The organism is Rhizobium sp. 22-785-1 (assembly GCF_053521965.1).
The window spans coordinates 283763-310382 of the sequence record NZ_JBNWDI010000004.1 but is presented as its reverse complement, the minus strand read 5'-3'; the positions used below and the strand labels follow the sequence as shown (position 1 = coordinate 310382).

Annotated in this window: 27 protein-coding genes; 9 read left to right on the top strand and 18 right to left on the bottom strand. The window is 57.1% G+C overall.

Translation table 11 applies throughout. The annotated features are described in order from the left end of the window. Position 1 precedes the first annotated feature (1 nt). The 14 genes from ACQZ5M_RS11180 to dnaN all read right to left on the bottom strand — a co-directional run bounded on the left by ACQZ5M_RS11180 (position 2) and on the right by dnaN (position 14410). Positions 2–1123, bottom strand: a complete 1122-nt coding sequence (locus tag ACQZ5M_RS11180) for an imelysin family protein (protein WP_449079765.1) — start codon at positions 1121–1123, stop codon at positions 2–4. Beyond that, a complete protein-coding gene (locus ACQZ5M_RS11175; protein ID WP_449079764.1) occupies positions 1123–2643 on the bottom strand; it encodes a di-heme oxidoreductase family protein in 1521 nt (506 codons plus the stop codon). Before ACQZ5M_RS11175 ends, ACQZ5M_RS11180 begins: the two co-directional genes overlap by 1 nt. Positions 2644–2739: 96 nt before the next feature. After that, positions 2740–4017, bottom strand: a complete 1278-nt coding sequence (locus ACQZ5M_RS11170) for an imelysin family protein (protein ID WP_449079763.1) — start codon at positions 4015–4017, stop codon at positions 2740–2742. Between the two features lie 135 nt (positions 4018–4152). Further along, the gene (locus ACQZ5M_RS11165; protein WP_449079762.1) at positions 4153–5442 is read right to left on the bottom strand and encodes an RsmB/NOP family class I SAM-dependent RNA methyltransferase; all 1290 of its coding nucleotides are present in this window, start codon (positions 5440–5442) and stop codon (positions 4153–4155) included. Positions 5443–5589: 147 nt separating this feature from the next. Beyond that, on the bottom strand, positions 5590–5958 hold the full coding sequence (locus tag ACQZ5M_RS11160) for a septal ring lytic transglycosylase RlpA family protein (protein WP_296021545.1): 369 nt from the start codon (positions 5956–5958) through the stop codon (positions 5590–5592). A gap of 381 nt (positions 5959–6339) precedes the next feature. Next, positions 6340–7218, bottom strand: a complete 879-nt coding sequence (locus tag ACQZ5M_RS11155; protein WP_449079761.1) for an SDR family oxidoreductase — start codon at positions 7216–7218, stop codon at positions 6340–6342. Beyond that, positions 7219–8355: a tRNA epoxyqueuosine(34) reductase QueG gene (gene queG / locus ACQZ5M_RS11150; RefSeq protein WP_449079760.1), complete on the bottom strand. Its 1137-nt coding sequence runs from the start codon at positions 8353–8355 to the stop codon at positions 7219–7221. 82 nt (positions 8356–8437) lie between these two features. Continuing rightward, on the bottom strand, positions 8438–9130 hold the full coding sequence (locus ACQZ5M_RS11145) for a glutathione S-transferase family protein (RefSeq protein WP_296106881.1): 693 nt from the start codon (positions 9128–9130) through the stop codon (positions 8438–8440). Between the two features lie 668 nt (positions 9131–9798). Continuing rightward, positions 9799–10779 carry a complex I NDUFA9 subunit family protein gene (locus ACQZ5M_RS11140; protein ID WP_449079759.1) on the bottom strand — a complete coding sequence of 327 codons (981 nt, stop codon included), beginning with the start codon at positions 10777–10779 and terminating at the stop codon, positions 9799–9801. Positions 10780–10897: 118 nt separating this feature from the next. After that, a complete protein-coding gene (locus tag ACQZ5M_RS11135) occupies positions 10898–11185 on the bottom strand; it encodes a DUF1330 domain-containing protein (protein WP_296035580.1) in 288 nt (95 codons plus the stop codon). 31 nt (positions 11186–11216) lie between these two features. Continuing rightward, entirely contained in the window at positions 11217–11924 is a 708-nt protein-coding gene (gene pyrF / locus ACQZ5M_RS11130) for an orotidine-5'-phosphate decarboxylase (protein WP_296106911.1), read from the bottom strand. Between the two features lie 5 nt (positions 11925–11929). Then, positions 11930–12511, bottom strand: coding sequence for a histidine phosphatase family protein (locus ACQZ5M_RS11125; protein WP_449079758.1), 582 nt, complete (start codon positions 12509–12511; stop codon positions 11930–11932). Between the two features lie 15 nt (positions 12512–12526). Continuing rightward, positions 12527–13120, bottom strand: a complete 594-nt coding sequence (gene pmtA / locus ACQZ5M_RS11120) for a phospholipid N-methyltransferase PmtA (protein WP_449079757.1) — start codon at positions 13118–13120, stop codon at positions 12527–12529. Positions 13121–13291: 171 nt separating this feature from the next. Further along, positions 13292–14410, bottom strand: coding sequence for a DNA polymerase III subunit beta (gene dnaN / locus ACQZ5M_RS11115; protein ID WP_296021528.1), 1119 nt, complete (start codon positions 14408–14410; stop codon positions 13292–13294). Between the two features lie 292 nt (positions 14411–14702). Here dnaN and rsmI point away from each other — a divergent pair, with 292 nt between their 5' ends. The 9 genes from rsmI (at position 14703) to ACQZ5M_RS11070 (ending at position 22351) form a co-directional block, all read left to right on the top strand. After that, positions 14703–15599, top strand: coding sequence for a 16S rRNA (cytidine(1402)-2'-O)-methyltransferase (rsmI, locus tag ACQZ5M_RS11110; protein WP_296021561.1), 897 nt, complete (start codon positions 14703–14705; stop codon positions 15597–15599). Continuing rightward, positions 15589–15957, top strand: a complete 369-nt coding sequence (locus ACQZ5M_RS11105; protein WP_296021526.1) for a YraN family protein — start codon at positions 15589–15591, stop codon at positions 15955–15957. The genes rsmI and ACQZ5M_RS11105 overlap by 11 nt, the downstream gene beginning before the upstream one ends. Positions 15958–15968: 11 nt before the next feature. Then, positions 15969–16523, top strand: coding sequence for a sugar O-acetyltransferase (locus ACQZ5M_RS11100; protein WP_449079756.1), 555 nt, complete (start codon positions 15969–15971; stop codon positions 16521–16523). A 142-nt stretch (positions 16524–16665) separates the two neighbouring features. Next, the gene (locus tag ACQZ5M_RS11095; RefSeq protein WP_296021522.1) at positions 16666–17964 is read left to right on the top strand and encodes an extracellular solute-binding protein; all 1299 of its coding nucleotides are present in this window, start codon (positions 16666–16668) and stop codon (positions 17962–17964) included. A gap of 237 nt (positions 17965–18201) precedes the next feature. Then, positions 18202–19173: an ABC transporter permease subunit gene (locus ACQZ5M_RS11090; protein ID WP_449079755.1), complete on the top strand. Its 972-nt coding sequence runs from the start codon at positions 18202–18204 to the stop codon at positions 19171–19173. Positions 19174–19184: 11 nt separating this feature from the next. Next, complete coding sequence (ugpE, locus tag ACQZ5M_RS11085) at positions 19185–20027, top strand: sn-glycerol-3-phosphate ABC transporter permease UgpE (RefSeq protein ID WP_296021520.1); 843 nt, start codon at positions 19185–19187, stop codon at positions 20025–20027. Positions 20028–20039: 12 nt separating this feature from the next. Then, positions 20040–21143: a sn-glycerol-3-phosphate import ATP-binding protein UgpC gene (locus ACQZ5M_RS11080; protein WP_449079754.1), complete on the top strand. Its 1104-nt coding sequence runs from the start codon at positions 20040–20042 to the stop codon at positions 21141–21143. Positions 21144–21230: 87 nt separating this feature from the next. Then, entirely contained in the window at positions 21231–21812 is a 582-nt protein-coding gene (locus ACQZ5M_RS11075) for a helix-turn-helix domain-containing protein (protein WP_449079753.1), read from the top strand. A gap of 11 nt (positions 21813–21823) precedes the next feature. After that, entirely contained in the window at positions 21824–22351 is a 528-nt protein-coding gene (locus ACQZ5M_RS11070) for an N-acetyltransferase family protein (protein ID WP_449079825.1), read from the top strand. Positions 22352–22385: 34 nt separating this feature from the next. On the opposite strand, the gene ACQZ5M_RS11065 is transcribed toward ACQZ5M_RS11070, so the two are convergent. The 4 genes from ACQZ5M_RS11065 to ACQZ5M_RS11050 all read right to left on the bottom strand — a co-directional run bounded on the left by ACQZ5M_RS11065 (position 22386) and on the right by ACQZ5M_RS11050 (position 26592). Then, positions 22386–24893, bottom strand: a complete 2508-nt coding sequence (locus ACQZ5M_RS11065) for a methyl-accepting chemotaxis protein (RefSeq protein ID WP_449079752.1) — start codon at positions 24891–24893, stop codon at positions 22386–22388. A 244-nt stretch (positions 24894–25137) separates the two neighbouring features. Next, positions 25138–25314, bottom strand: a complete 177-nt coding sequence (locus ACQZ5M_RS11060; RefSeq protein WP_296099741.1) for a hypothetical protein — start codon at positions 25312–25314, stop codon at positions 25138–25140. A gap of 408 nt (positions 25315–25722) precedes the next feature. Then, positions 25723–25911, bottom strand: coding sequence for a Trm112 family protein (locus ACQZ5M_RS11055; RefSeq protein ID WP_296021511.1), 189 nt, complete (start codon positions 25909–25911; stop codon positions 25723–25725). A gap of 9 nt (positions 25912–25920) precedes the next feature. Further along, on the bottom strand, positions 25921–26592 hold the full coding sequence (locus ACQZ5M_RS11050) for an LON peptidase substrate-binding domain-containing protein (RefSeq protein ID WP_296099738.1): 672 nt from the start codon (positions 26590–26592) through the stop codon (positions 25921–25923). Between the last annotated feature and the right edge of the window lie 28 nt (positions 26593–26620).

Here is a 26620-nt window from a genome sequence, read left to right as displayed (position 1 = left end):
GTCAGTCTCCGTCCGAGAAGGAGAAGCCGGAGCTTAAGCCAATGGCGCCGCCATATTGATCGTTGATGCGGTAGATCAGGTCCTTACCGTTCAACAGCAGGTAATCGACCTTGGCGCGTTCCTTCTCGTCGGCAAGGGCTTTTTCGATATCAGGACCGATGGTACCGGTGACGCGCACCATGGATTTAGCGATGAAATCTATAGAGCCGATGATCGAACGCTGATCGGGCGGCAGGAGGTCGCCCATATGCGCTGTGTGGAGCAGATCTTGAATGGCGGCGATATTGTCGCCAATGCTCTTCCAGGTAAGATCGGAGCGCCAATAGATGGCTGTGCGCGGAAATTTGGCATTGTCCGGCCCCTTGTAGAAGGTCTCTACTCGCTGATCGCGGACCGCTTCGGAGGCGTGGACGAGAATGCCGAGCAGCGCTACCAATGCCTCTCGTTCATCGCGAAAGACGGGATTGTCCGCCGCGGGCTCTTTCCAGTTTTTCGCCGTTCCATTCGGTTCGGTCCAGCTCGTCACCAACTCGTCTCCGATTTTGGCGAGATTGCCGGCGATTGCCGCTCCGTAGCGGCAGCGGAAATCTTTCTTCTGCGACGTCAGCGTCTCGGCACCCGTGCCATAAAGAACGAACTCCAGAGCACCGAGGCCCTGCGCGGCAACACTTTTACCTTTCAGACCCTCCGCCGTCGTTACGCTTTCGTCCTTTTCTGCAAGGTAGCGCTGGACCTGCTTCAAGCCCAACCCCTTCTTGTCAGGATAATAGAGAATGCGCTCGAACCGGTTCTGCTCGATGACCGGCCCGACGCGAACGATTTCGATATGGGACCATGCATCGACCGTGGCGGCAAAGCCCTCTTTGGCATCTTGCATTTTCCGGTCTGAAGGCTCGGTACAAAGCGCCTGCATGCGGCTTTCCAGCATGCGGGCCTTGTCGCGAAAATTCTCGTAGCCGGGGCGAATGAAACCATCCACGGCCTTCTCCATCGTCGCGCGCACCTTGACTGGGTCAAGCGGTGGCGGAGGCATCAGTTCGACGTCCTGAGCCTTGGCCACGTTTAACCCGAGAAAGATTGTCAGCGGCAGGATGGCGAGAAGTTTGCGCATCGAAATGTCCATCAAAGAGACTCCAGAAATGTCAGCAATGCCTGCCTGTCGGATTTTTGCAAGGCGGCAAAAGCGTCACGCGCTTTTTGCGCTTCGCCTCCGTGCCAGAGAACGGCTTCGGTCAGGCTGCGCGCCCGCCCGTCATGCATGTAGAATTCGTTGCCATTGACGGCGCCTGTCAGGCCGATACCCCAGAGCGGCGGCGTGCGCCATTCCTTGCCAGTCGCACCCCCCACCTGCTGCCCGTCCGCCAGAACATCGCCCATGTCGTGCAGCAGAAAATCCGAATAGGGCCATATCAGCTGAAAGGAATGAAGCGGATCGCCCGCATTTCGTGTCGTGACGAATTTCGGCGTATGACAGGTGGTACAGCCGCTTTCATAAAACATTCGTTTGCCGCGCAAGACACTAGGAGCATCGACATTGCGTCTAGCGGGAACGCCTAAGTTTTCGGTGTAGAAGGTCACGAGATCGAGAACCGGCGAGGGTGCTTCGGTGTTGCCTAGCCGTGTTTGCACGCCCGTCGGCATGGCTAGACAGTCCGTCTGTCTCTCTGTGCAGTCCCCATAAGCATTAGGGGCATCAGGTGTCGATATGCCGAGATCATGAGAGAACGCCATGGCGGCCTGATCCCGCACGGTGGCATTCTGTGCTTTCCAGCCGAAACGACCGAGAGAGATTTTACCTGTCCGATGGTCGCGTACCCAGGCGGCTTTGCCGGAAATACCATCGCCGTTTTTATCATCGGGATCGGCATTGGCCAGAATGTCTTCCGCGGCAATAGCCTCGATCAGGCCAAGCCCGAGCGTCGGCTGCGCGATCCGTGGTGAAACGGTGGTTGCCGTTTCAAGTGGTCCTTCGGTCAGCCCGTTTATGCTGTAGCTAGGCCTGCGCAATGACACGACCTCGCCGTCACTCAGTGTGACGTGATTGTCCTCATAGGAAACCGCCAGCTTGCCTTCGGCCTTAAGGCCCGGTACGGCGAGATTTTGCAATTGAGCCCCATAGGTCACATCCGGGAAGTTCAAGGCCTGATGATCTTGGACCAGGTTCTCTTCCGCAGGTGTGCGTGCCGATCGGGCAAGACGCGCAATCATCGAGACGGCATCCTCCCCATTGCGCGGCGGGCGGCCGCGCCCGTCATTGATATGGCAAGTCTGACAGGAGCGGGCATTGTAAAGCGGGCCCAAGCCATCGGAGGCTTGGGTCGAAGAGGGTGCGGAAACCCACAGCTTCTGGAACAGCGCATGACCGAGCTTGAAGGTCTGGCCCTGGTCCAAGGTGATGTTGGCGGATGGCTGGGAGAAAGAGGCTGTGTCTGAAGCGGCTGTCGTTGTTGTGGCACCGGCAGACATGGCCTCGAAGGCCTCGGCTTTGGAGAAATCGCTGGCGGGTCTGGTAACGGCAAGAACGCGGGCGAGATCGCTTCCGGAGATATCGGAGCGTTTCAGGTCGGCAGCCAATGATGGGATGCCGCATAAAGCGATTGCCAAGGCTGGCGATGAAAACCGGATCAGATCAGTGTGCTTCATGTCCTCGGCTCACGGTGATCCGGCTTTGACAGTTGATAAAGCGTTGAATGAGGCCGTCTGCAGGAGCGGCCGCATTCGATATGGTGTAGCACGATCTTACTTGAAGACGGCGTTGGGATTGTCGAGGCTTTCGGAACCTTCCAGCTCGATCTTGCCAAGATCGAGAGCAGCAATGACGCGCTCGACGGTCTTGGTCTGGTCCAGCAAACCATCGATGGCTGCCTGAACCACGGCGTTGCCCTCCTTATTGCCTTCGGCGATCATCTGGTCATAGGCCTCCACCGTTTGAGCACGCTTCTCCATGGCGTGCATGGCATCGAGCGTCTTGTTCAGCTTCGCCTTCATCTCGTCATCCAGCGCCTTGTCGCCGGCGGCAACGAGTTCGGATAGCGAAGGGCCGGTCATCTTGGTGCCGTCGGCCCGGGTGTATTCGCCCGTATAGGCCGAGGCGATACCGATCGCGTCATTGAGGTGCGAGTTGTAGGTGTTGTCGGAGAAGCAATCGTGCTCCTCTTCCGGATCGTGCAGCAAAAGGCCAAGCTTCATGCGCTCGCCGGCGAGCTCGCCATAGGACAGGGAGCCCATGCCGGTCAGGATGGCAGTGAGACCCTTCTTGGGGTCGGCTTCGACATTCTTCGTCGCCTCACCGTCGGGTGCCCAGTTTGCGGCCATTTCCTTCAGGTCGGCAACCAGAAGCGTCGAGGCAGCCTTAAGATATTCGGCGCGGCGGTCGCAATTTCCGCCCGTGCAGTTCTTTGTATCATAATCTGTGTAAGGCCGATTGCCCGCACCTCGGCCTGTGCCATTGAGATCCTGGCCCCAGAGCAGAAATTCGATGGCATGATAGCCGGTGGTGACGTTGGCTTCCACCTCGCCAGCTTCCGCAAGGCTGCGGATCAGTTCGGGTGTGATTTTCGATGCGTCAACCGTTTCGCCACCGATGGTCAGCTTTTTATTGGCAATGATGTTGGCGGTGTAGAGCTCGTTCTCATCACTTTCCGTACCGTATGAGCTGTCGACATAGTCGATAAGGCCTTCATCCAGCGGCCATGCATTGACCTTGCCTTCCCACTCATCGACGATCGGATTGCCGAAGCGGTAGACTTCCGACTGCTGGTAGGGAACGCGCGCCTTGATCCAGGCCTCACGCGCTGCCTTTAGCGTTGCTTCGCTCGGCGTGGCGATCAACGCGTCGATCGCTTTGTCCAGCACTTGAGCTGTCGTCAGCGAATCCTGATATTTCGCCTGCGCCAGTTCGGCATAATGCTTGACCACGGCGGCGGGATCGGTGGCGGCTCTCGCGGGAGCCGCGGTGAAGGCTGACGATGCAGCAAAAAGCGCCATGCTGGCGCTCAGAATTGTTTTGCGGAACATGCTCTCTCCTGTCCAGCACTGCGGTAACGAGGCTGTGAAGGCGAGTTCTGAACCAATCATAAACTTGTGTCAAATATTCTAGTTTAGAAGCTTTCCAACTAGCAAGTTGCCACCATCATGTTGCGTGCCAGCAGGTTATGCCCGACGGGTCATGGCGCAGAAGAAGAAACCGTCAGTATCAGTCGTCGCAGGCGTCAGTGTAACTGTCTCGCCATCTGCCGAGTGAGGCTTGGCAGCGGTCTGTCCGAAGGTTTCCGTCCATCTGTCCAGTGCGGATTTAATGGAGAATTCCGGGTTTTCAGTACAGAATCGACGGACCTGACGCTCGTTTTCTTCCGGAAGCACGGAGCAGGTGACATAGAGCAGTTCACCGCCGGGGCGGACGAAGGTCTTTGCCTGATCCAATGCATCTGCCTGCTGGCCAACGCGCTCTTCAAGATTGCGCTGTGTGAGACGCCATTTGGTATCGGGGCGTCTGCGCCATGTTCCGGTGCCCGTGCAGGGAGCATCAACGAGAACGCGGTCGAACTTTTCTCGGAATGCATTCAGTCCGGCGGGTCTATCATGCACCTGAACGTTTCGGGTGCCAGCGCGTTTCAAGCGCTCGATGATCGGCGCCAACCGCTTGCGATCAGCGTCGAAAGCGTGAACCTGCCCCTTGTTGTTCATGCTGGCCGCTATCGCCAGCGTCTTACCACCGCCGCCAGCGCAATAATCAAGGATCTGCTCGCCCTCGCGGGCCGCTGCCAGATCGGCGACGATTTGCGATCCTTCGTCTTGCACCTCGAACCAGCCCTTCTGGAATGAAAGCTCGGCTGTTACGTTGGGCAGACGCGATGGACCTTCTCCTGCCGGAATACGCACGCCTTGGCGAGCAATCCTCGTCGCGATGGCGCCTGACTCTTCCAAAGCCCTCAGGACCTTGTCGCGGCCTGCCTTCAGCGTATTCGCACGAAGATCGAGTGTTGGGCGCTCATTCAGCGCCTGGGCCTGTCGAAGCCAGTCGTTCGGGAATGCGGCTTCAAATGAAGGCTGGACCCACTCGGGAATATCGCCCTGGATGTGCAAAGGCGCGTCGGAGAGTGAACGTGAGGTGAGAGCACTTACGCACGTTTCCGAAAGAGACGGGGGCGCGAATTTGTCGCCGTCGAATTCCTGCGCCAGTTGCTCCGGCGTTTTTCCCCACTGGCGCAGCATGACGGCATAACCGAGCGCCGTGGCGCTGTCGTCATCCATCGACCATGCGTGGGAGAGTTTCATGCGAAGAGCATCGTAGACAATGTTGCCGATGGCGGCCCTGTCGCCGGAACCAGCGAAACGATGCGCCAGTCCCCAGTCTTTCAGTGCGTCGGCAACCGGGCGTCTGCGCGCCTCAATATCCGCCAACACTTCGATTGCTCCGGCCAAACGCCCGCCCAAACGCATTGTCTACCTCTTTTCATGGATTGCCAGGTTGGTAGACGCGAATGGCGGCGAGGGCAAGGCTTAGGCAGGAATTCCCGAAAAACCTCTTCGGAAAGTCAGAGCTTGGTCCACGTTAAAACCGTAACGCGGTCTTGCGAAACACAAACCTTAATTGGAGGCCATGACTTCGTAGCAAACCTTGGCGGTGCCGGAGCTTACCATGCCGAGGTTTTTGGCTGCCGCCTTGGACAGGTCGAGAACGCGACCCTTGATGAAGGGGCCTCGGTCATTGATGCGAACCACGACAGCCTTGCCATTGCGTGCATTGGTGACCTTGACCTTGGTGCCGAACCGCAAGGAGCGATGGGCTGCCGTCAGATTGGAAGGATTCATCCTCTCGCCGGAAGCAGTCTTGGAGGTCAGAGCATACCAAGATGCGCCGCCGCAACCATTGCCGGCATTGGCTTGAAGAGGAGCGATAAAACAGCAGGCGGCAATAGTTGCTGCCGCGATAGTCATGCGTCGGATAGTCGTCAAACTGTGCTTCCCTGATACTCGGCCCCGCGCCGAATGAATTGCGAGGAGTGTAGGGCCGCGCAAAAATGGCAAAAACTTGCCTTCTTCCAATCACGAAGTGTTACAGGCTGTAACATTTGTGATCATCGCGCTGTTTGACGATTTTAGATAGCCGTCTATGATTCCGGAAAAATTTCTTTAGAATCAACTCGCAAGCAGAACGCCTTTGCGACAACGGGGATTTACTGCACAGTTCACAAAAGACGTGTGAAATAATTTTCTAAAAGCTGAAAAATTCTCTTAAATTTGCAGATTAATAAAAGGTTAAATATGAATTCGGCGATGATAAACTTCCCCGAAAGGGCTTCAGGATGAATTTTTCACCTTATTAAAGATGAACGTTTATTCATCTTTCCAGCTGTCGCTTTCCCATAATTGGCGAAGCGCCAGACGGTAATCGGGGTAGTGAAACACGTAACCCATGTCGCGAAGTTTCCTGTTCGATACCCGCTTGTTCTCACCGTAGAAAGAGCGCGCCATGGCGCTCAGTTCAGCAGTTTCGAAGGCTTGCTCGGGCGGCGGGGCAATCCCCATCATCTTGGCGGCAAAGGTTACGACATCCTGCGGCGGAGCCGGTTCGTCGTCCGTCACGTTAAAGATGCCACCCACATTTTGCGAAATGAGGAATGCCGTCGCTGCGCCGATATCCTCGACACGGATGCGATTGAAGACCTGTCCAGGCTTGATCAGACGTCGGGCAGTGCCTTTCTCCAGATTGATAAAGCCGTTGCGACCTGGGCCGTAGATGCCAGACAGGCGAAGAATGCTGAGAGGCGCGTCTGCACCATCGCTTGCCATTTGCCACGCCTGCTCTGCCTGCACGCGCTCCAGCGACCGTGCCGACACCGGTTTGCACGGAGTTTCCTCATCGACCCAGGCGCCATCGTGGTTGCCGTAAACCCCAACGGTTGAAAGATAGGCCACCCATTGGAGTTGCGGCATGAGGGATTTCAGGTCACCGGAACATATCCGCAGGAGCGGATCACCCGTCTTGCCAGGAGCAATGGATTGGACAAGGTGGGTAACTGTCGCGAGTTCCCTGCGCAAAGTCTCGCTCAGTGTGTCGCCGTCGAAAATGAATGGCGAGATGCCAAGGGACAGAAGCTTCTGGGCGTGTTCTGCGCTACGGGTGGTGCCGCAAATACGGCCAATGGTATCCTGAAGACTTTTCGCGATGGCTTTGCCGGAATATCCGGCTCCGAAAATCATCAGCTGCGACATCTATGCTCCTGCCATGCGCCATTCATCCCGCACGTCCGAATCGTCTTCGGTTGCGCGCGCCGCAGCGTAAGCGTGGAAACTTTGCGTGTCCATCAACTGCGAGAGCGCCCATACCGCCATGCCTCGTACCTCGGGCGACGCATCTGCGCTCAGCCTCTGGCATTGCTCGATGAAGCGTGGATCTTTTGAATTTCCAGCGGCGATCAGAACGTTGCGGATGAAGCGGTTGCGGCCGATACGCTTGACCGGCGATCCGCTGAAAAAGGTCCGAAACGCGGCGTCGTCCAATTCCAGGAGAAAGCCAATCGACGGTTCTTTCAGATCGTTCCGGGCCTGCAGCTTCATTTCGGAGGCACTGGCGGCAAATTTGTTCCAGGGACAGGCGGCCAGACAGTCGTCGCAGCCGTAGATGCGATTTCCGATCATCGGCCTGAATTTGTGAGCGATCGGCCCCTTATGTTCGATGGTCAGATAGGAGATACAGCGCCGCGCATCCAGTTTGTAGGGCGCCGGAAAGGCGTTTGTCGGGCAGGAGTCGAGACAGGCACGGCAGGAGCCGCAGTGATCCTTTTCAGGATCATCCAGACAGAGCCGTGCCGTGGTGAACATGCTGCCGAGAAACAACCAGGAGCCGAATGCGCGGCTGACGAGATTGGTGTGCTTACCCTGCCAGCCAAGCCCGGCCGCAGCCGCCAACGGCTTTTCCATCACCGGTGCGGTATCGACGAACACCTTAACATCCTCGCCAGCGCGGGCCGCAAAGCGCGTGGCGATCTCCTTTAACCGGCCTTTGATCACATCGTGATAATCGCGATTGCGGGCGTAGACGGAAATTGCGGCCTTGTCCGGCTTTTCGAGGATGCCGCGCGGGTCTTCATTCGGTCCATAATTCAAACCGAACATAACAACGGAGCGGACATCGCCCCAAAGCGTCCTGGGAGAAGCACGGCGCTCTTCCGTCTCGGCCATCCAGCCCATCGTGCCGTGGAAACCGCTCTCCAGGAATTCGCGCAGCCGATCAGGGGCGAGCGGAATGGCATCTGGCGAGGTTATCCGACAGAGGTCGAAGCCGAGCGCCGTCGCTTCCGCGCGAACGAAATCCGTCAGCTTGCGGGCGCGCAGTTCCTGCTTCTGCAAGACCGTGTCGATTGCTTCTCTCCTGCGAAAGATGCCGGCGCAACGCCGGCGTCCACGTCATATATAATGTGTGGTGGCAGGATTAGAAATCGAGATCGGCATAATGGGAAGAGGGTGCAAGACGCGGTACCCGCTCTGCCAGCAGAGGACGGAAGGATGGGCGCGACTTGACCCGCTGGTACCATTCCTTGGCTATCGGTGCTTCGAGCCAGTTGATCTCGCCGAGATAGTCGAGAATGGAAACCGATGCGGCGGCGGCGAGATCGCCGTAGCTCAGCCGATCACCGGCGATCCATGTGCGCGAACCGGCAAGCCACTCAAGATATTTCATATGCTGGCGAATGTTCGAGCGCGCAGTACGCAGCAGTTTCGAGTCTGGCGGCCCGCCGCCTTGGGCCGCTGTCATCTGCAGTTTATAAACGCGCTCCCGCACGAGAGGCTTCGTCACGTCGTTTTCCATCTTCTGAAGAAACCATTCCGTTAGCCGTCGAATTTCGGCGCGCTGAAAAGGCTCTTCCGCAAGCAGTCGTCTATCGCGCTTGAGCACTCCGTGGGCTTCATCCAGGAACTCCGCCAGCACGTAAGGGCCACAGAGCGAGCGCATATTGTCGTCTAGGTAAACTGGTAAAGTGCCAGCCGGGTTGAGCGCCAGAAACTCCCTCCTCTTCTCCCAAGGTTGTTCCTCGACAAGATCGATCTGAAAGCCATATTCTGCGAGGATCAGCCGGACGAAGCGTGATGCCGTCGACATGGAAGAGTGATAAAGAGTTGGCATTTGCGCTCAGGGTTTGTGTTTCTTGTGGTTGCTTGTTTGTGGCCGAAAAAAGCTCAAAGTGCGGCCCCTGCTTGAAATAATAGTCGCAGCCATTTTAACGGAACTTTAATGCTGCATTGCAGGGATAACTTTCGAGCGTTTTTGAGCGACTGCAATAAAAAAGCGCCCTGGATTCGCCTCCGGGCGCTTGGTCATTTTTGTCGTATGGCCTTGGGGCCATCAAATATCACTGGGCCGAGATGGAGCTCGTTGCGCATGGGTCAACCCCATAGGCCGGCGAGCAACCGGTCTTGCCTGCGGCCACCGTGCCCGGCGCCATGAATGAACCTGCCAGAACAACCAATGCCGCACACGCAAAAAAGAGTGCGATAGACCTGCCCATTTCTCATTGCCTTTCAAAATTAAAATACGAGCGGTCGTGCCGCCGTTTGGTTGTTCGATGGAGGATGTGTCGTGAGTGTGGCGTGTACCAATAACTCAGCTTGCTGAACACCGGGTTAATGTGAAGAGTTTTTCACCGTTGCCCTTGTGCCACGCTTGCGGCGTTCCCCACGCGTTGTCGCGACATTCCCCCAATCAATAAACGCGACTGCGGTTGTCACGCCGCCGCGCCATTGGGATCATAACGGTCAGGGTAATCTTTGGTTGCAGTACGCCGAAAAAAGACCTCAGGCAGCCTTTCCGGCATTGCTGAATTGGCCGTGAGGGCGGTAGCTGACCAGATAGGTAGAGAGCACCGAGGTGATGCGAACAGGCGTGATGCCCATTCCTTCCAGAGTGAGCCCGGCTTTTTCCGCCTCAGCGGACACGACATTGTCGTTCTTCAACAGAGCAATCTGATCGGAGGTGAAGGGAGGCTTGATGAGCGGAATGAGGGAGGCCACCGAGCCCATCATGGATGCAATGCCAAAGGGCAGGTTGATCATCGGGCGTTCGCGGTAGGTTGCTTGCAGCACTGCCTCAAGACATTGACGGAAGGTCAATACGTCCTGGCCGCCAAGCTCGTAAGTAGCGCCGGACTTCAATTGACCATCGACGCTGCGGGCCACGGCTTCGGCCACATCCTCGACATAGACCGGCTGGAACCTGGTCTTGCCGCCACCGATCAGGGGCAGGAAGGGCAGAGTGCGCGCCATACCGGCGAACTTGTTGAAAAAGTCGTCTTCGGGACCGAAGACGATGGATGGGCGCAGAACGATGGCATTCGGAAGAACAGAGCGGATTGCGGCTTCCGCGCGGCCTTTGGTGCGGGCGTAGCCAATAGAGGACTCCGCGTCGGCGCCGATCGCCGAGATATGAGTGAGCGTCGCACCTGCGGCCTTTGCCGCTTCTGCAACGGCGCGCGCACCGAATTCCTGAACGGCATCAAATGTATTGCGACCGCTTTCGAACAACAGACCAACGCAATTGACGACGTGATCGGCATCTTCGACGGCGCGAACGATGGAGTCCTTGTAGCGCAGGTTCGCCTGGGCAAAGGAAATCTGACCGACATTACCAAGCGGCTGCAAAAACCCTGCAAGATCCGGGCGGCGAACGGCAACGCGGATCCGATAACCGCGCTTTGCCAGCGTGCGAACCACATGCCGCCCGACAAAGCCCGAGCCGCCAAAAACGGTGACGAGTGGAGGAAGGTTGGCCAAGGGCATGGGACGGCTCCTGCGAAGCGTTAATGGATATATTCTGGTGTCTTAGCCGAAAGCCGGGCGTACGGGAAGAGAGAACAGCGTCGAGCAGAAAGGGACCTGCGTGCGATCGTGGAATACGTCAAATTCCCTCGACGACGACCATTTCCGCATCCGCCACTTCCTGGCGAATCTTGGCTGCGGCTTGGTATTCCTCGGAGTTGTAGCAATCGACCGCGTGCTGCATGGACGGAAATTCTATCACCACATTGCGGGCGCGAGCCTGTCCTTCAAGTTCCGTGAATGCGCCGCCACGAGCAATGAACTTTGCACCGTAACGTTCGAAGGCGGGCTTGGCTGTCGAAACATAATCCTTATAGCGTTCGGCGTCGCGAACATCCACACGGGCGATCCAGTAGGCTTTGGTCATGACTCAATCCTTCAAACGCTGCTGGTTGGCTTTATCGATTGGCCGGAAAGCTGGCTCGCAGCATTTCGTCCAGAATGGCCCGTGCGGCAGCCTTCGGATCGGCCGCCTTGACGATAGGACGTCCAACGACCAAGTGGCTCGATCCGCCCTGGATGGCGTCGAACGGCGTGACGACACGCTTCTGGTCTCCGGCGTCTGCACCGCTTGGGCGAATGCCTGGCGTTACGACCGCCATGTCAGGCCCAAGGATGTCGCGAACGGCTGACGATTCCTCGGCGGAGCAGACGATGCCGCCCATCCCGGCTTCTCTTGCCTGTTTGGCACGTGTGAGAACGAGCGACCGGGCGTCACCCTGATAACCTGCCTCCGTCAGATCGGCATCGTCCATGGATGTCAGAACCGTAACGCCGAGAAGCGTGAGATCCGAGCCCTTGGCGGCAGCGACAGCCGCGCGCATGGCCTTCGGATAGGCGTGCAGGGTCAACATGGACATGCCCATCTTGGCAATGTTTTCGACGCCGGAGGCGACCGTGTTGTCGATATCCAGGAGCTTCATGTCGAGGAAGATTTTCTTGCCGCTTTGGGCAAGTTCGCGGGCAAAATCCAGTCCACCGGCAAAGACCAGCTGATAGCCAATCTTGTAGAAAATGACGTCGTCGCCGATGGCGGTGACGATCGATTCAGCCTCCTTGACGGTTGGAACATCCAGGCCAACGATCAGGCGCTCGTTCGTGGTCATCATCTTTACCCCTGCCAGTTTTCGATGGGCGTCCAGTCGCATGTCACTTTCCGGTCCGCAAGATCGAATCTGAAAAGATTGCCGCCGCCGGGCGGCTGGTCGCCGTTGCGTCGGATGACGTCATGGCTAAGGTGACTTTTCAGCAGTGTTCCGACCGCGCCATGGCCGATAAAGGCGATGGGCTGGCTGGGGTCGTGATCGGCCAGCACCGTCTCGACAGCTTTTACGATGCGGGCCTGCGCGTCAGCCGCGGTTTCCCAGCCTTTGTAGCTAGCATGCGGGTGGGCGAAGAACCAATCGGCGGCCTTCTCGAAGAGGTCGGGCGGAAGAAAACCGGTCGCGCTGCGATCGTTTTCGTGCATCGCCTCAACGTGTTCAACGTCAAGACCGCTGGTGCGGCCAAGATATTGTGCAGTCTCGATCGCTTTGGTTTCGGTGCTGCTGACAATTCGGCGCAAGTCTCGGACCCAAGGCTGCGAGAAAGCTCTTCGGGCTCGCTCTGCTCCTATGTCCGATAGTCCCCATTGCGGAACGGGAACTTTCGGATCGATGCGGACCTGCGGATGGGTGATATAAAGTGCGTACATCCCACCGACGTTAGACTAGGTGCGAGTGTAGGTCCACAATTGCGCTGGCGGAATGTTACGCACGACGAAGTCAAAATGGCGGATATGGTAGAGGTGTGGCTGTGCGACGATCGGCGAAACCGGGCCGTAGGAGATTTGCACGACGGGGCGACCGGGTGGAATGCGGTTCAGCAGCTCGTCCAGAAGCTTGATTCTGGCGGCCATGGGAAAGTTCAACATGGGAACGGCGGAAATCACGCAGTCGAACATCTGGTCCTTCTGGTCGCCTAGTGTCTTGTCCAGGTCAAAGGCGTCGCCATTGATGAAATTCACGCCGGGATAGCTGCGCAAAAGCTGCTGATAAAAATCCGTTGAATATTCGATCGCCGTAACCTGATCGGGCCTGAGACCACGACCGAGGATGGCTTTGGTGATGACGCCGGTTCCGGGTCCAAGTTCAAGAACGGGTAGACCTGAGTGAGGGTTGACGACACTTGCCATCCTCCGTGCGGTGATGCCGGAGGTCGGGACGATCGCGCCGACTTTTTTCGGCTGATTGACCATCCCCTTGAAGAACCGGATTTCTTCCTCGAATTTCCGGCCAAAGCGTTCTTTCAGGCTCAGTCCCATGTCTTGTCCCCTTATTTGTCGTCAAACACCATTTGTTGAAACTATGGCGACATCTTGTCTCGCATGGCGCAGATCAAAACGGAAATGTCGCTTATGGAAAAATACTTCGTGTCGATAGAGCCAAAAAAAGCCGGAGGAAAGTTCCGCCGGCTTCATTCAAGGATTGTCGTCTTAGACGCGCATCGGCATCAAAACATAGAGCGCGTCATCTCCCGCAGTGTCTCGCACCAGCGTGGGAGAGCCAGCGTCGGCCAGCAGGAAAATCGCATCTTCGCCCGATAATTGCGCTGTGATATCAAGGAGATACTTGGCGTTGAAGCCAATTTCCATCGGGTCGTTTTCGTAGCCCACTGCCACTTCTTCCGTAGCACTGCCGGAGTCCGGGTTGTTGACGGTCAACGTCAACTGCCCGTCATTCAAGGCGAGCTTGACCGCACGTCCACGTTCCGACGAAATGGTCGAGACGCGGTCGACAGCCTTGGCAAAACTGCTGCAATCGACGCGCATTTCCTTGTCGTTTCCGGTCGGAATCACGCGCTGGTAGTCCGGGAAGGTACCGTCGATGAGCTTCGAGGTCATGACGATATCGCCGATGGTCAGGCGGATCTTGGCGTCGGACACTTCGACTGCGACTTCAAGCTCAGGATTGTCGACGAGCTTTTGCAACTCGCCCACGGTCTTGCGCGGAATGATGATGCCCGGCATGCCTTCAGAACCCGAAGGTGCATCCACGTCTGCACGCGCCAGGCGGTGGCCGTCCGTCGCGACTGCGCGCAGCTTCAGATCGCCGCCGCTTTCGATCGTGTGAAAGAAGATGCCGTTGAGATAGTAGCGTGTTTCTTCGGTCGAAATGGCAAACTGCGTGCGATCGATCAGCATCTTGAGATCGGTCGCCTTCAGCTTGAAGCTATGTGTGAACGTACCGGCGGTCAGGTCTGGGAAATCCGCCTCCGGCAGGCACTGAAGCGAGAACTTCGAGCGTCCTGACGCCACCGTCATCGACGAGCCATCGGGGTTGGTAGCCAAAAGCACCTCCGAACCGTCCGGAAGTTTGCGGACGATCTCATAAAGCAGATGCGCCGGGACCGTTGTGGCACCCGCCTGCTCCACCATGGCGGGCGTTGCCTCCGTGACTTCGAGGTCAAGGTCGGTCGCCTTCATGTCCAGATTGGCGCCGGATGCGCGCAGCAGAACGTTTGACAGGATCGGGATGGTGTTGCGCCGTTCAACCACACGATGCACGTGGTTCAGCGACTTCAAAAGGTTTGACCGCTCGAGAGTAATACGCATGGACGCTACCGCTTTCAACCGTTGCGATCCGGCGGCGCCGGATCGGCAAGATAGTCTTTCCCGGTCTGATGCCGGACAATGGGACAGGCAAAATGGCAGAGTTATCGTGCAAAATGCAAGAGGCGAGGATGCGCGCGCAGTTCCAATTCAGCGCTATCGCTCGTGATCCACAGATAAGAGTGACATCTTGAGCTTGTTCCGCCGCCGCCTATTGCCCATAAGTGCTTCAAGAGAATACCGGAATGGATTGGAACTGGCCGTGGCAGACGAAACGATAGATGACCAGACGGACATGCCTTCGGGCAAGAGCTTCCGTATCGCCGGCGTTTCGGTTCCGGCGCGGCCTTTGGAGAATGCCCTCTATCTCGTTGCCACGCCTATTGGCAATTTGGGTGACATTACTCTGCGTGCGCTGGAAACCCTGAGTGCGGCCGACGTTCTCGCCTGCGAAGACACGCGCGTCACCCGCATTCTTCTGGAACGGTATGGAATCCGCAATCGGCCCTATGCCTATCATGAGCATAATGCGCAAGAGGCGGGGCCGAAGCTGATCGCGGCTCTGGAGGCCGGAAAGTCGGTGGCGCTGGTGTCGGATGCTGGAACGCCGCTCGTTTCAGATCCCGGATATCGGCTTGGACAGTTGGCGCTCGAAGCCGGTTATCGCGTCGTGCCGATCCCTGGCGCGTCTGCGCCGCTTGCTGCTCTCGTCGGATCGGGCATGCCGAGCGATTCCTTCTTGTTCGCTGGCTTCCTGCCGGTCAAGGATCGCGGCAAGCGCGACCGCTTGGCCGAGCTTTCAAAAATTCCGGCAACCTTGATCTTCTTCGAATCTCCGCACCGCATCGGCGCATCCGTTCGTGTCGCGGCGGAGGTGCTTGGTCGCGAGCGTCGCGCAGTCGTTTGTCGCGAACTGACCAAGACATTCGAGGAGTTTCGTCGCGGGACTTTGGGCGAGCTTGCGGAATATTATGACGAAGACCGCACCGTGAAGGGTGAGATCGTGCTCCTCGTTGAGCCGCCATCCTATGACGAGATACCCGATATTGAGGATGTCGAAAAACTGTTGAAGGATCTGGTGTCCACCATGCCGGCGGCCAGGGCTGCAGCCGAGGCGTCGAAGCTGACCGGCTTGCCGCGCAAGGAACTCTATCAGCGGCTCCTGGACATGAAGGACAGCAATGGCGGCTGATGCGCGGCATGTGAAGCGACGCCGGGCCGAAAAGCGCGGTCATGCCGCCGAGTATTGGGCAGCACTCTATCTCATGCTGAAAGGCTATCGCATTCTGGCGCTTCGCTATCGCACCCCGCTCGGCGAGATCGATCTGATCGCCCGGCGAAAGGATGTGATCGCCTTCATCGAGGTGAAGGCCCGCAAGCTGGAAAAGGGTGCGGTGGATGCTGTCGGTGCGAGCTCGCAGAGGCGGATTCGGGCCGCCGCGGATCTTTGGCTGAGCCGACGCCGCGATTCCCATCGTCTTTCTCTTCGCTTCGATATTGTTGCTGTTCTTCCACGGCGGCTACCGGTTCATTTCATCGATGCCTTTTAGAGGATACGTCCATGTCGAGTGAACGCGAAAAGATGGCGGCTGGTGATTGGTACAGCTGTCTCGACAGTGCATTAGGGAACTTGCGCATGAAAGCCCGCGTCGCCGTTCATCAGCACAACACCCTGCCACCCGACGAGCGCGGGGCAATAGCGCCCATGCTGCTTGCGCTTTTGCAGTCCGCTGGCGGAAGTGCCTTCATCGAAGCGCCATTTCATTGCAGCTACGGTTTCAATATCAGCCTCGGGGAGAGGGTCTATCTCAACGCAGGCTGTACAATCCTAGATTCCGCTTCCGTCGACATCGGCACCGGCTCGATGCTCGGTCCCGGCGTCCACATCTACTGCGCGGATCACCACCGCGATGTCACTCTGCGCGGGCAGGGTATCGAGAGAGCAAGGCCGGTCACGATCGGCAAGGATGTCTGGATCGGCGGCGGCGCCATCATTCTGCCCGGTATAACCATTGGCGAGGGTGCGATTGTCGGGGCGGGCGCGGTCGTGACGAAGAGCGTGGCAGCCGGTGACATCGTTGTCGGCAACCCCGCTCGCCCGACAGGTCGGCAATGATCTACCACAGGTGGCTGCTGGTTGCTGAAGCACAATCATCATCGGCTTTTCGTAACAAATCTGAAATGAAACTGTAAAATTCGCGTCATGGAAGGCCCCTATTCGCATCCTCACCCAGCAAGGGCGGTAGAGGATCGAAAAGATGATCAAGAAAATTTCAATGGCCGTTATGGCCTTCAGCGTTTCCGCAACGTCTTCCATGGCGGCAACCAACATCACCTTCTGGCATGGCATGGGCGGCCGTAATGGCGAAGTCATCAATGAGGTCGCGCAGAAGTTCAATGCCGCACAGAGCGCCTGCTCGTTGACGCCCGTTTCCAAAGGATCTTACGAAGAAGCGCTGGCCAGCGGCATCGCTGCCTTCCGCTCCGGCGAACAGCCGAACATTCTTCAGGTTTTCGATGCCGGTGCTGCAACCATCATCAACGCCAAGGGCGCTGTAGTCCCGGCGGAAGACATCATCACCAAGGCAGGCTACACGTTTGATCGCGAAGCCTTCATCCCTGGCGTTCGTTATTTCTACGCAGCAACCGACGGAAAGTTCGTCGGCATGCCGTTCAACTCTTCTGCTCCGATCATGTACATCAACACCGACGCCCTGAAGAAGGCCGGTGTCGAAGCGCCAAAGACCTGGGAAGAGTTCGAAGCGATTGCGCCAAAGCTCAAGGAGGCCGGCTTCATCCCGCTCGTCCAGTCGCAGCTGACCTGGGAGTTCACCGAAAACTTCTTCTCGCGCAACAACATCCAGTTCGCCACCAACAACAATGGCTATGACAGCGTCGTCGATACCAAGCTCAAGGTCACCGACCCAAACCTGATCATGATGTTCGAAAAGCTGAAGTCCTGGAAGGATCAGGGTTACTTCGCTTATTACGGTGCCGGCTGGAACGACAACCAGAAGCCGTTCGAAGAAAACAAGGTCGCTCTCTGGATCGGTTCGTCCGGTTCCTTTGGCGGTCTGCAGAAGACAGCGCAGATGCCTTTCTCGGCAACGTTCCTGCCCTACTGGGGCGCAATCAAGGGCGCTGGCACCAACTCCTTCATCGGCGGCGCAGCCCTGTTTGCCATGTCCGGCAAGCCTGAAGCTGAAAATAAGTGCGTGGCCGACTTCTTCCAGTTCCTGACTTCGCCTGAAATTCAGAAGTTCTACCATGAAGCAACCGGCTACGTAGCCATCACCAAGGCAGCTTATGAGCTGGCAAAGAAGGAAGGCTATTACGAGAAGCAGCCTGTTGCCGAAGTCGGCATCAAGCAGCTGTCGCTTCCAGGCGGCGAGTGGTCCAAGGGTTATCGCCTCGGCTTTTACCCGCAGATCCGCGCCATCATGGAACGTGAATATGGCCGTATCTTCTCCGGCGAAGTTTCCGTGAAGGACGCCTTCAACATCATTGAGAAGGAAGGCAACGACCTTCTGGCCCGTTTCGCCAAAACTGCTGGCTGATCACTCAAGCCATGCGCTGGATGGGCCTTTCCTCATCGCGAGGAGAGGCCCGTTCCAGTGTTTTAAAAAGCGTCAAAACCTCAGTTATTCGGGGACCTGACCCGAGCACCGATCGGCACACTCGTTATCGCGGGTGGGATGGAGGTGACGGAAACCCGAGACTACAGCGCTTTTTGCCAAATTCGCGGGCCGACCTGTTTGTTGAAGTCCGGCCATAAACAAAGAAGGTTTGCGAACGTGACCTACGCTCCCATCCAACCGAGCGCTACACAGGCGCTCCCCGGTCCTGTTGCAAAAGCAAAAAGGCCGGTCGTAGCGACCGAGACGGCCAAGCGCGTCCAGTTTTCCTCGTCGCTACTGCCTTACCTCTTTTTGGCGCCGCAACTCCTGGTCATTTTCGTTTTCTTCTATTGGCCGTCCGTGCAAGCGGTGCAGTCCTCTTTTTATATCGAGGACCCGTTCGGTTTCGGATCGACATTCGTCGGGCTTTCGAACTACTCCGACGCGCTGTTCAGCGCGGAGTATCTGAACATCGCCAAATTCACCGGCATCTTTACCATCCTCGTCACTGTGTTTTCACTCGCCATTGGACTGTTGCTCGCGGTCAAGGCGGATACGGTGATCCGCGGGGCGTCGGCCTACAAGACGTTGCTGATTTCTGTATATGCCATCGCGCCTCCGGTCGCGGGCCTGATCGGCATGATGTTCTTCGATCAGCATATCGGCCCCTTCGTCAAAATTGCAGCCTTCTTCGGCTGGCACATGCAGGTGGGCGTCAACTATTTCGACACGGCCTTCGCTATGGTGTTCGTCTCCGTGTGGAAGCAGATCCCGTATAACTTCATCTTCTTTCTGTCTGGTCTCCAGAGTGTTCCAGTCTCCGTGCGCGAAGCGGCCTATCTCGATTGCCGCTCCGGCTTTCGCCGCTTCTGGACCGTGATCATGCCTCTTCTTGCGCCCACGGCCTTCTTCCTGCTGATCATCAACGTCACCTATGCCCTGTTCGACACCTTCGGCGTGATCGACGTGATGGTGAAGGACAAGGCGGCCAATAACCCGATCACCCTTGTCTATAAGGTGTTTCTCGATGGTTTCCGCGGCAACGATATCGGCGGATCATCTGCGCAGTCCGTTATCCTGATGGTCGTCGTTTTCGTTCTGACCGTCCTGCAATTCCGCTTCCTCGAAAAACGCATTCATTACGGTTGAGGTGTTGACCCATGTATAAGACCAAGCCTCTCGACCATCTGGTGCTGATCCTCGGCTCGCTGTTTCTGGTTCTGCCGGTCATCGTTGCCTTCATGACATCCACCCATACCGCAGCCGAAATCCACATGAACGGATTGGCGCTAACGCCTGGCGATAATTTCGTCGGTACTTATGAAAAGGTGCTGACACAGAAAGGCGGCTTCACCGGCCAGGTGACCGGGTTCAACATGGTGATGAACTCGTTGATCCTCGGTATAGGCTTTGCAGTCGGCAAGATCGTTCTGTCGATGATGGCGGCCTATGCTATCGTCTACTTCCGCTTCCGCTTTGCAACGCTCGCCTTCTGGATCATCTTCACCACGCTGCTCTTGCCGCTCGAGGTCCGCATTATGCCGTCCTACGAGGTGATGAGCAAACTGGGGCTGCTCAATTCCTACACTGGCCTGATCGTGCCTCTTCTGGCCTCTGCCACCGGTACTTTCTACTTCCGCCAGTTCTTCAAGTCGGTGCCCGACGAGTTGCTGGAGGCTGCCCGCATCGATGGTGCCGGGCCGATCAAGTTCTTCATCGACGTGTTGATCCCTCTGTCGCGCACGATGGTGGCGGCCATCTTCATCATCATGTTCGTTTATGGCTGGAACCAGTATCTCTGGCCCATGCTGATGACCAATGATGAGAGGTTCTTCACGCTGATGCGTGGCATCAAGTCGATCCTGCAAGTCTGGGTCGGTTCGCAAATTCCCGATTACAACGAGGCTTTCGCGCTCGCAGTTCTCGCCATGCTGCCTCCGGTGATGATCGTCGTCATCTTCCAGAGCTGGTTCATCAAGGGCCTCACCGAAAGCGACAAATAAAGGATACCGACAATGGCCGAGATCGACATCCGTCAGGTCTGCAAGGATTATTCAAACGGCACGCGCGCCGTCCACGATGTGGATATCGCAATCAAGGATGGGGAGTTCATTGTGCTGGTCGGCCCGTCCGGCTGTGGCAAATCCACACTTCTGCGCATGGTAGCGGGCTTGGAAGAAATCTCCGAGGGGACGGTTAGCATCGGAAGCCGGGTCGTCAACAATGTGGAGCCTGCCGATCGTGACATCGCCATGGTGTTCCAGAACTACGCGCTCTACCCGCATATGTCGGTGCGCGAAAATCTCGAATACGGTCTGAAGAACCGGAAGACGCCGAAGGCGGAGATCGATGCTCGCGTGGCGGAAGCAGCGCGGATGCTGCAACTGGAGCCTTATCTGGAGCGCAAACCGCGGGCTCTCTCCGGCGGGCAGCGTCAACGTGTTGCCATGGGTCGTGCCATTGTGCGCAAGCCTGCGGCCTTTCTCTTCGATGAACCGCTCTCGAACCTCGATGCCAAGCTGCGCGTCTCGATGCGCGGGGAAATCAAGCGCTTGCAACGTCGCCTCGGCACAACTTCCATTTATGTCACGCATGACCAGTTGGAAGCGATGACGCTGGCGGATCGTCTCGTGGTTCTGAATGCGGGACGCATCGAACAGATCGGCGCGCCGCTCGATGTCTACCACACGCCTGCCTCCACCTTTGTCGCAAGCTTCATTGGCTCGCCAGCCATGAACCTCCTGTCTGGCGAACTGCATGGTGATCGTCTGGCGATCGGTCCTGCTGTCTTGTCATTGAATGGTGTTGCGCCGACCTCCGGCCCGGTCACGGTCGGTATACGGGCGGAAGATTTGCGCATTGCAAATGGTGATGAGCCAGCCTTGCCGTTCCGTCTCGATTATGTCGAGGAACTCGGCTCGCAGCGGCTGGTGCATGGCGTCGTTGGAGATCAGCCGCTGACGGTGTCGCTTTCCGCCGAACTGGAGCTTCCGGAAATCTTCGCGCTCACCATCAACCCCGGAAGGCTGCATTTCTTCGACAAGGAGACCGGCAAGCGGATCGATGTCAGGCTCAATGAGCAGAGTGCGCAGCCGCAAGTCGAACGGGCAAGCGTCTGATCAACAGTAAGGAAGCCGGAGTGCGCGATGCGCCCCGGCTTCATTTTTGTCCATTGACTCCATTATAAGATCGAATATTCTCTTATCATGGAAAATCAAAGTGACCCGCTTGAACCGGTAATCGCCGCAAGGCTCAGGCTTCTGCGAGAGCAAAGTGGACTGACGCTCGATGGACTTGCGACGGCGTCCGGCGTGAGCCGCGCCATGATATCCCGCATCGAAAGAGGCGAGGCGAGCCCTACGGCATCATTGCTTGCGCGCATCTGCGCCGCACTCGGCCTGTCTCTGTCGCAGTTTTTCGCCGAAGGCGAGGCGCCGCCATCACCGCTGGTAAAAAGAAGCGATCAGCCGACGTGGAAAGATCCGGAAACCGGTTATGTCCGCCGCGCCATCTCGCCGCCCCGTACTGGCTCGGATGTCGATATCGTCGAAGTTTCGTTGCCCGCATCCGCGCGCGTCAGCTTCCCACCCCACCCGGCCAGCAAGGGCATGACCCAATACGTCTGGCTGTTCGAGGGCGCACTCCACATGACGCTTGGAGAGCAGACCTACCGGCTAGAGCCGGGTGACTGCCTCTTCATGCCCGTTGGGGAGGGCCACATTTTTCACAATCGGTCCGGTAGTCCCACTCGCTATGCCGTCGTGCTGGACCAGAGAAAGCGCATATGATGGAAGAGAATATTATAAACATCCGGCTTTTAGACCGCCAGGAGACACTCGATGCACTGCCGGATCTTTGCGAAGTCCTGTCGGACTGCGTCAATGGCGGAGCCTCTATCGGCTTCATGCTGCCATTCGGGCCGGACGACGCGTGCAGCTTCTGGCAGGATGTTGCAGAAGCGGTGGGCCGTGGCACGACACTCCATGCGGTGGCAGAACGCGGTGGGAAAGTGGTTGGCACGGTTCAGGTGGGTCTTGCCACCAAGCCCAACCAGCCTCACCGGGGTGACGTGATGAAGCTGCTGATCCATCGAACAGCCCGTGGTCTTGGTCTGTCACGCCAATTGATGGCGCATGTGGAAGCGGAGGCGGCAGGCCTTGGTCGGACGCTTCTCGTGCTGGATACGGCAACAGGCAGCGAGGCCGAAGCCATCTATCCGCGCTTCGGCTGGCAACGCGTCGGCGGCATCCCCGATTTCGCACTCTTCCCCGATGGGCGTTACTGCGACACGACCTTCTTCTACAAACGCATAGGTCCGGCCGAATGACCGGACCTGTCGTAGAAGGCCTGCTCTGTTGGAATCAGGCTGCGTAACGGGTTGCAGCACTGTCCTTCGTCAGGCGGAACTGCTGCAGCAATTGCAGCAACTGGTCGGTCTCGGTATTGAGTTGCTGCGTTGCGGCGCTCGTTTCTTCCACCATGGCCGCATTCTGCTGGGTCAGGACATCTACCTCTCCAACGGAGCCGTTGATTTGCTGGAGCACCACCGCCTGGTCCTGTGTGGACTGAGTGATCTGATGCATCTGATCGGCGACTTCCGAAATCCGGACGCCGATTTTTGCCAGGGCTTCACCCGTCTGATTGACAAGGTTGGAGCCCGCCGAGACTTCCTGCGTCGAAACGGCCACGAGCTGGCGAATTTCTTTCGCAGCAGAGGCCGAGCGTTGCGCCAGTTCACGCACCTCATGTGCCACGACGGCAAAGCCCTTGCCGGCCTCTCCAGCGCGCGCGGCCTCCACGCCTGCATTCAACGCCAGCAGATTGGTCTGGAAGGAGATGGAATCGATGACCTCGATGATGTTGCCGATCGTCTGCGACGCTGCCTCGATCCGCTCCATCGCGGCCACCGCACTTTGGACGATTGTCAGGGAATCATCCGTATGGCGGCGGGTGTCGTCTACGATGCCGTTTGCCTGGCGGGCGCGTTCCACCGCGTTACGCATATTGGAGTTGAGCTCATCCACTGCCGCAGCGGTTTCTTCCAGCGAGGCGGCCTGCCGTTCGGTACGTCTAGAAAGGTCGAGCGTTGAGGCCGACATCTGCTGTACGTTGATCTGGATGGTTCCGACATTGTCCTGGATGCCGCCAATGGTCTGGCGCAGCCTTTGCATGGACTGGTTGAAGTCGAGACGCAATTGCTCTAGATGGCCGGAAAAGGGCGTGTCGATCATGGTGGAGATGTCGCCAGCCGAAAGCCGCTTCAGTCCCTCTGCGAGTGCAGACACCGCGACCTGGATCTGACGGTCGAGCTCTTTACGCTCGGCATCGTTCATCTGCCGCTCCGCCTCTGCAGCAGCTCGTTGTTCTTCTGTCTGGGCTTCAAGCCGCATACGTTGCGTCGCATTTTCCTTAAAGACTTCCAGGGCACGGGCCATCTCGCCGATTTCGTCATGGCGATTATTGCCGTTTACAGCGACATTCACGTCGCCGGTGGCAAGACGTTTCATGGCGTTGACAATGGTTAGGATCGGCCCCTTGAAAGTCAGCACCAGACCGATGCCGGCGAAGATGGCAACCAGAATGCCAGTCACCATGGCCGAAATCGAAATGCCGTTTGCCTTGTTGCGCTCTGTGTCAGCGGCCAGACGCTGGGCTTCGGCAAATCCAGTCAGTTGTTGCCAGATATGGCCAATCTCACTGCTTGCCTTGGCAAAAGCAGCTTTGCGCTTGTCGACCATGGTCAACAGCTCGCCGGCATTTTTGTCGAGCTGCCCTGAGAGCGCGTCGATCCGTGTCGCGCTTTTGCGTGCGCTTTCCGACATGGTCGTATCAGAAATCATGGTCCCCGCGGACACGCTGAGGCGAAACGCCATATCGCGGACCCGTTCCAATCCATCCTTTGTGGGCGCTGCGGTAAAGCCTGCCATATCAAGCTGCATGTTCTTCGCGTCTTCGCCGATCTGGCGCGCTGCATCCAGAAATTTGGCGGCAGCTTCCATCTTGCCATCCAACTGGCCGAACATTTCGGTTGCCTGACGAGACTTGACGGTTGCAAAGCCCTGGAGACGGATCGTTGAGGGGCGCATCATGTTGATGGCCTGATCGATCGTTCCAAGCGTTGCGTCATTCACGACACCGATATCCACTTGCTGGCGGATCTGTTTCACATTGTCGGCGATCTGATCGATGACGAGCTTCTGATCTGCGACCGCGATTGTGGACAGGGCCTTTGCCGTCGCTTCCAGCTGGTCGATTGCGTCGCGTATGACGGCAATCTTTTCCTCCGGTACGGTCCGCTTGTTGAACTCGGTGACCATCGCGGCAATGAAAGTCGCGCCGCGAACGAGCTTGTCCGCCTCTCGCAACATGTTTTTCGCTTTGGTTTCGTCCGTTTCCAGCGTGCTGCGCATATTGGTCGCATTGGCCAGAAGCCCGGAAAGCTCCTTCGTTACGGCTGCCATATCGGCGTTCATTTGCGATCGGAGCGCCTCTTCCTTCTGGTGAAAGGTCCAGAGTTCGTCCACCTGGACACCGACAAGGGAGGTTCTGCTAATTGCATCGAGGATGGCCGGATCGTTGCCATCACCGGTCATTTTGAGAAAGGCAATCTGTTCATCAACTTGGCGGTGAAGCCCTTTCCGCGTTTCTTCCGTTGTGTTGTGAAGAAAAGAGGTCATGCTTTCATAAACGTTCTTGAAACCCGTCAAGGATTGCAGGGTCGTATTCGAGATATCCATGCGCCCTTGAAGCAGCTTGGATGTGTAAAGACCTGAAAGACCGACTGCGAGAATACTTAGAATAAACGGCGCGATGAAGACGATAACTTTAGTCTGGATTTTGAATCGCGCCAGAACTCTATCGATGAACATGTGTTTATGAAACCTTTTCTCGAATTATGTATTTGTTTCACTTCGGTTTTCCTCAGTTGCGACTTTTGCAAGCAAGTTCTGAAAAAAGGTTAAATAAAACGAGATATTTCTCACCACTCATGCATGAGTCGTGAGCTGCTGCTCGTCAAAATGATGCCCGATACGAGGTCGAACTGTTGCCGGGTAGTGATTGGGAAAAAAGGGCACTTCTGCTTGAGGCACTCTTTTTTAGGTAGAGGTGCGGTCAACCGGAACCGGGATTGACGCTATCGTCTTCTTCCGGCAAAGACCCCGCGCCCGGTGTCTTGCTTTTATCCGTCAGGTGCTTTTTGGCGTGTGGACCCGCGGTCGGGAGATCATTGTTCTTCCCGCTCGGTGTGTCTTTTTCTTCAATTGTCTCGCGTGCTTTTTTGTCTTCCATTTTAGAGGCTCCTCATCTTTGGGCAGCGCCATGTGTCCTCGATCGAACGCGTGGGGAATATGAGAGTTCCTTCCGCCACATCCCGATGAAGTCCGATAATCTGCCGCGGCTCGTCTATCGCTTTGGCGCTCGCGCCAGCTCAGTCGCTATCGCCTGCCGCGATCTTCGCCTCCGCCAGGCCGCGACTATTCGATACGGAAAAGACGATAAGGCCTCAGAGCAGGGCACTCGGAATATTACCTCTAATGAAAACGCCTGCCAAAACAGCCTCTTAGCCGCTATTCGTTTACGTGTCTGGCGGGGTATCCGAAACCGAAATAGTGCAGGAAGGGGCCATGCGTATAAGCCGCTAAAACAAGGAGAACGACGGCATGAGTCATCTGACGCCGCGCCTGCGGGCAGAAAGCGTCAGTCCTCGATCTTGCGGGCTTCTGAAATCAACATGATCGGCACGCCGTCGCGAATTGGGTATGCAAGCTTGGCGCTTTCGGAGATCAGTTCGTGGTGCTCGCGGTCATAGGCCAGTCTGCCTTTGGTGAGAGGGCAGACCAGCAGATCAAGGAGTTTCGGATCGACCTTGCTCAGCTTCTCATCCATGCGCAGGGCTCATTGCAAAACGGTCCCGCCGTCCATGCCGCCTTGAGCGAGAACGATTTCCATAATTGCGATCAGCGCATCTGCGCGCGATTTAAGATCGGGCGCTTCGAGCAGCGCTTGTTTTTCCGCCGGTCCAAATGGAGACATCATCGAAAGGGAGTTGACCAGCACCTGATTTCCGGCGCGTTCGACACTGTCCCAATCCGCTTCCAATTGGTTCGATTCCAGAAAATTGCGGAAGACACGTAAGAGATTGGCGCGATCGATGTCTCCCTCGCCATCCTCACCGGACAGGTCTGCAATGAAGGGAGCCTGCTTGAAAACACGGTAGGGCAAACCCTTATCCACCTCATCAATAAGCCTGAAGCGGCAGACGCCGGTAAGCGAAACGATATAGCGCCCGTCGCCGGTTTCGGAGAAGGAGGTGATGCGCCCGATACAGCCGATGGGGCTCAATGCGCTGCCGTCTGCTCCCGGGTCCTGCGACTGAAGGGCTGGTTGAACCATTCCGATCAGCCTATGGCTCGCAATGGCAGCGTCGAACATCGCCAGATAGCGCGGCTCGAAAATGTTCAGCGGCAGATGTCCTTCCGGCAATAACAGAACACCGGACAGGGGAAAAACAGGAATAGTATCAGGTAGGTCGCTGGCTTTCAGATATCTCGCATTTCCGACATGCATCGGAGGCTTCCTTGTGTCTTATCGTTCC

Excerpts from the sequence above, each read along its gene's own strand:
- ACQZ5M_RS11065 (WP_449079752.1), bottom strand. The coding sequence starts at position 24,893 with ATGTTCATCGATAGAGTTCTGGCGCGATTCAAAATCCAGACTAAAGTT.
- ACQZ5M_RS11155 (WP_449079761.1), bottom strand. The coding sequence starts at position 7,218 with ATGTCGCAGCTGATGATTTTCGGAGCCGGATATTCCGGCAAAGCCATC.
- ACQZ5M_RS11125 (WP_449079758.1), bottom strand. The coding sequence starts at position 12,511 with ATGTACGCACTTTATATCACCCATCCGCAGGTCCGCATCGATCCGAAA.
- ACQZ5M_RS11075 (WP_449079753.1), top strand. The coding sequence starts at position 21,231 with ATGGAAAATCAAAGTGACCCGCTTGAACCGGTAATCGCCGCAAGGCTC.
- ACQZ5M_RS11105 (WP_296021526.1), top strand. The coding sequence starts at position 15,589 with ATGGCGGCTGATGCGCGGCATGTGAAGCGACGCCGGGCCGAAAAGCGC.
- ACQZ5M_RS11140 (WP_449079759.1), bottom strand. The coding sequence starts at position 10,779 with ATGCCCTTGGCCAACCTTCCTCCACTCGTCACCGTTTTTGGCGGCTCG.
- ugpE (WP_296021520.1), top strand. The coding sequence starts at position 19,185 with ATGTATAAGACCAAGCCTCTCGACCATCTGGTGCTGATCCTCGGCTCG.
- ACQZ5M_RS11170 (WP_449079763.1), bottom strand. The coding sequence starts at position 4,017 with ATGTTCCGCAAAACAATTCTGAGCGCCAGCATGGCGCTTTTTGCTGCA.
- dnaN (WP_296021528.1), bottom strand. The coding sequence starts at position 14,410 with ATGCGTATTACTCTCGAGCGGTCAAACCTTTTGAAGTCGCTGAACCAC.
- ACQZ5M_RS11145 (WP_296106881.1), bottom strand. The coding sequence starts at position 9,130 with ATGCCAACTCTTTATCACTCTTCCATGTCGACGGCATCACGCTTCGTC.
- ACQZ5M_RS11175 (WP_449079764.1), bottom strand. The coding sequence starts at position 2,643 with ATGAAGCACACTGATCTGATCCGGTTTTCATCGCCAGCCTTGGCAATC.
- ACQZ5M_RS11135 (WP_296035580.1), bottom strand. The coding sequence starts at position 11,185 with ATGACCAAAGCCTACTGGATCGCCCGTGTGGATGTTCGCGACGCCGAA.
- ACQZ5M_RS11100 (WP_449079756.1), top strand. The coding sequence starts at position 15,969 with ATGTCGAGTGAACGCGAAAAGATGGCGGCTGGTGATTGGTACAGCTGT.
- rsmI (WP_296021561.1), top strand. The coding sequence starts at position 14,703 with ATGCCTTCGGGCAAGAGCTTCCGTATCGCCGGCGTTTCGGTTCCGGCG.
- ACQZ5M_RS11095 (WP_296021522.1), top strand. The coding sequence starts at position 16,666 with ATGATCAAGAAAATTTCAATGGCCGTTATGGCCTTCAGCGTTTCCGCA.
- pmtA (WP_449079757.1), bottom strand. The coding sequence starts at position 13,120 with ATGGGACTGAGCCTGAAAGAACGCTTTGGCCGGAAATTCGAGGAAGAA.
- ACQZ5M_RS11060 (WP_296099741.1), bottom strand. The coding sequence starts at position 25,314 with ATGGAAGACAAAAAAGCACGCGAGACAATTGAAGAAAAAGACACACCG.
- ACQZ5M_RS11055 (WP_296021511.1), bottom strand. The coding sequence starts at position 25,911 with ATGGATGAGAAGCTGAGCAAGGTCGATCCGAAACTCCTTGATCTGCTG.
- pyrF (WP_296106911.1), bottom strand. The coding sequence starts at position 11,924 with ATGACCACGAACGAGCGCCTGATCGTTGGCCTGGATGTTCCAACCGTC.
- ACQZ5M_RS11180 (WP_449079765.1), bottom strand. The coding sequence starts at position 1,123 with ATGGACATTTCGATGCGCAAACTTCTCGCCATCCTGCCGCTGACAATC.
- ACQZ5M_RS11050 (WP_296099738.1), bottom strand. The coding sequence starts at position 26,592 with ATGCATGTCGGAAATGCGAGATATCTGAAAGCCAGCGACCTACCTGAT.
- ACQZ5M_RS11080 (WP_449079754.1), top strand. The coding sequence starts at position 20,040 with ATGGCCGAGATCGACATCCGTCAGGTCTGCAAGGATTATTCAAACGGC.
- ACQZ5M_RS11165 (WP_449079762.1), bottom strand. The coding sequence starts at position 5,442 with ATGCGTTTGGGCGGGCGTTTGGCCGGAGCAATCGAAGTGTTGGCGGAT.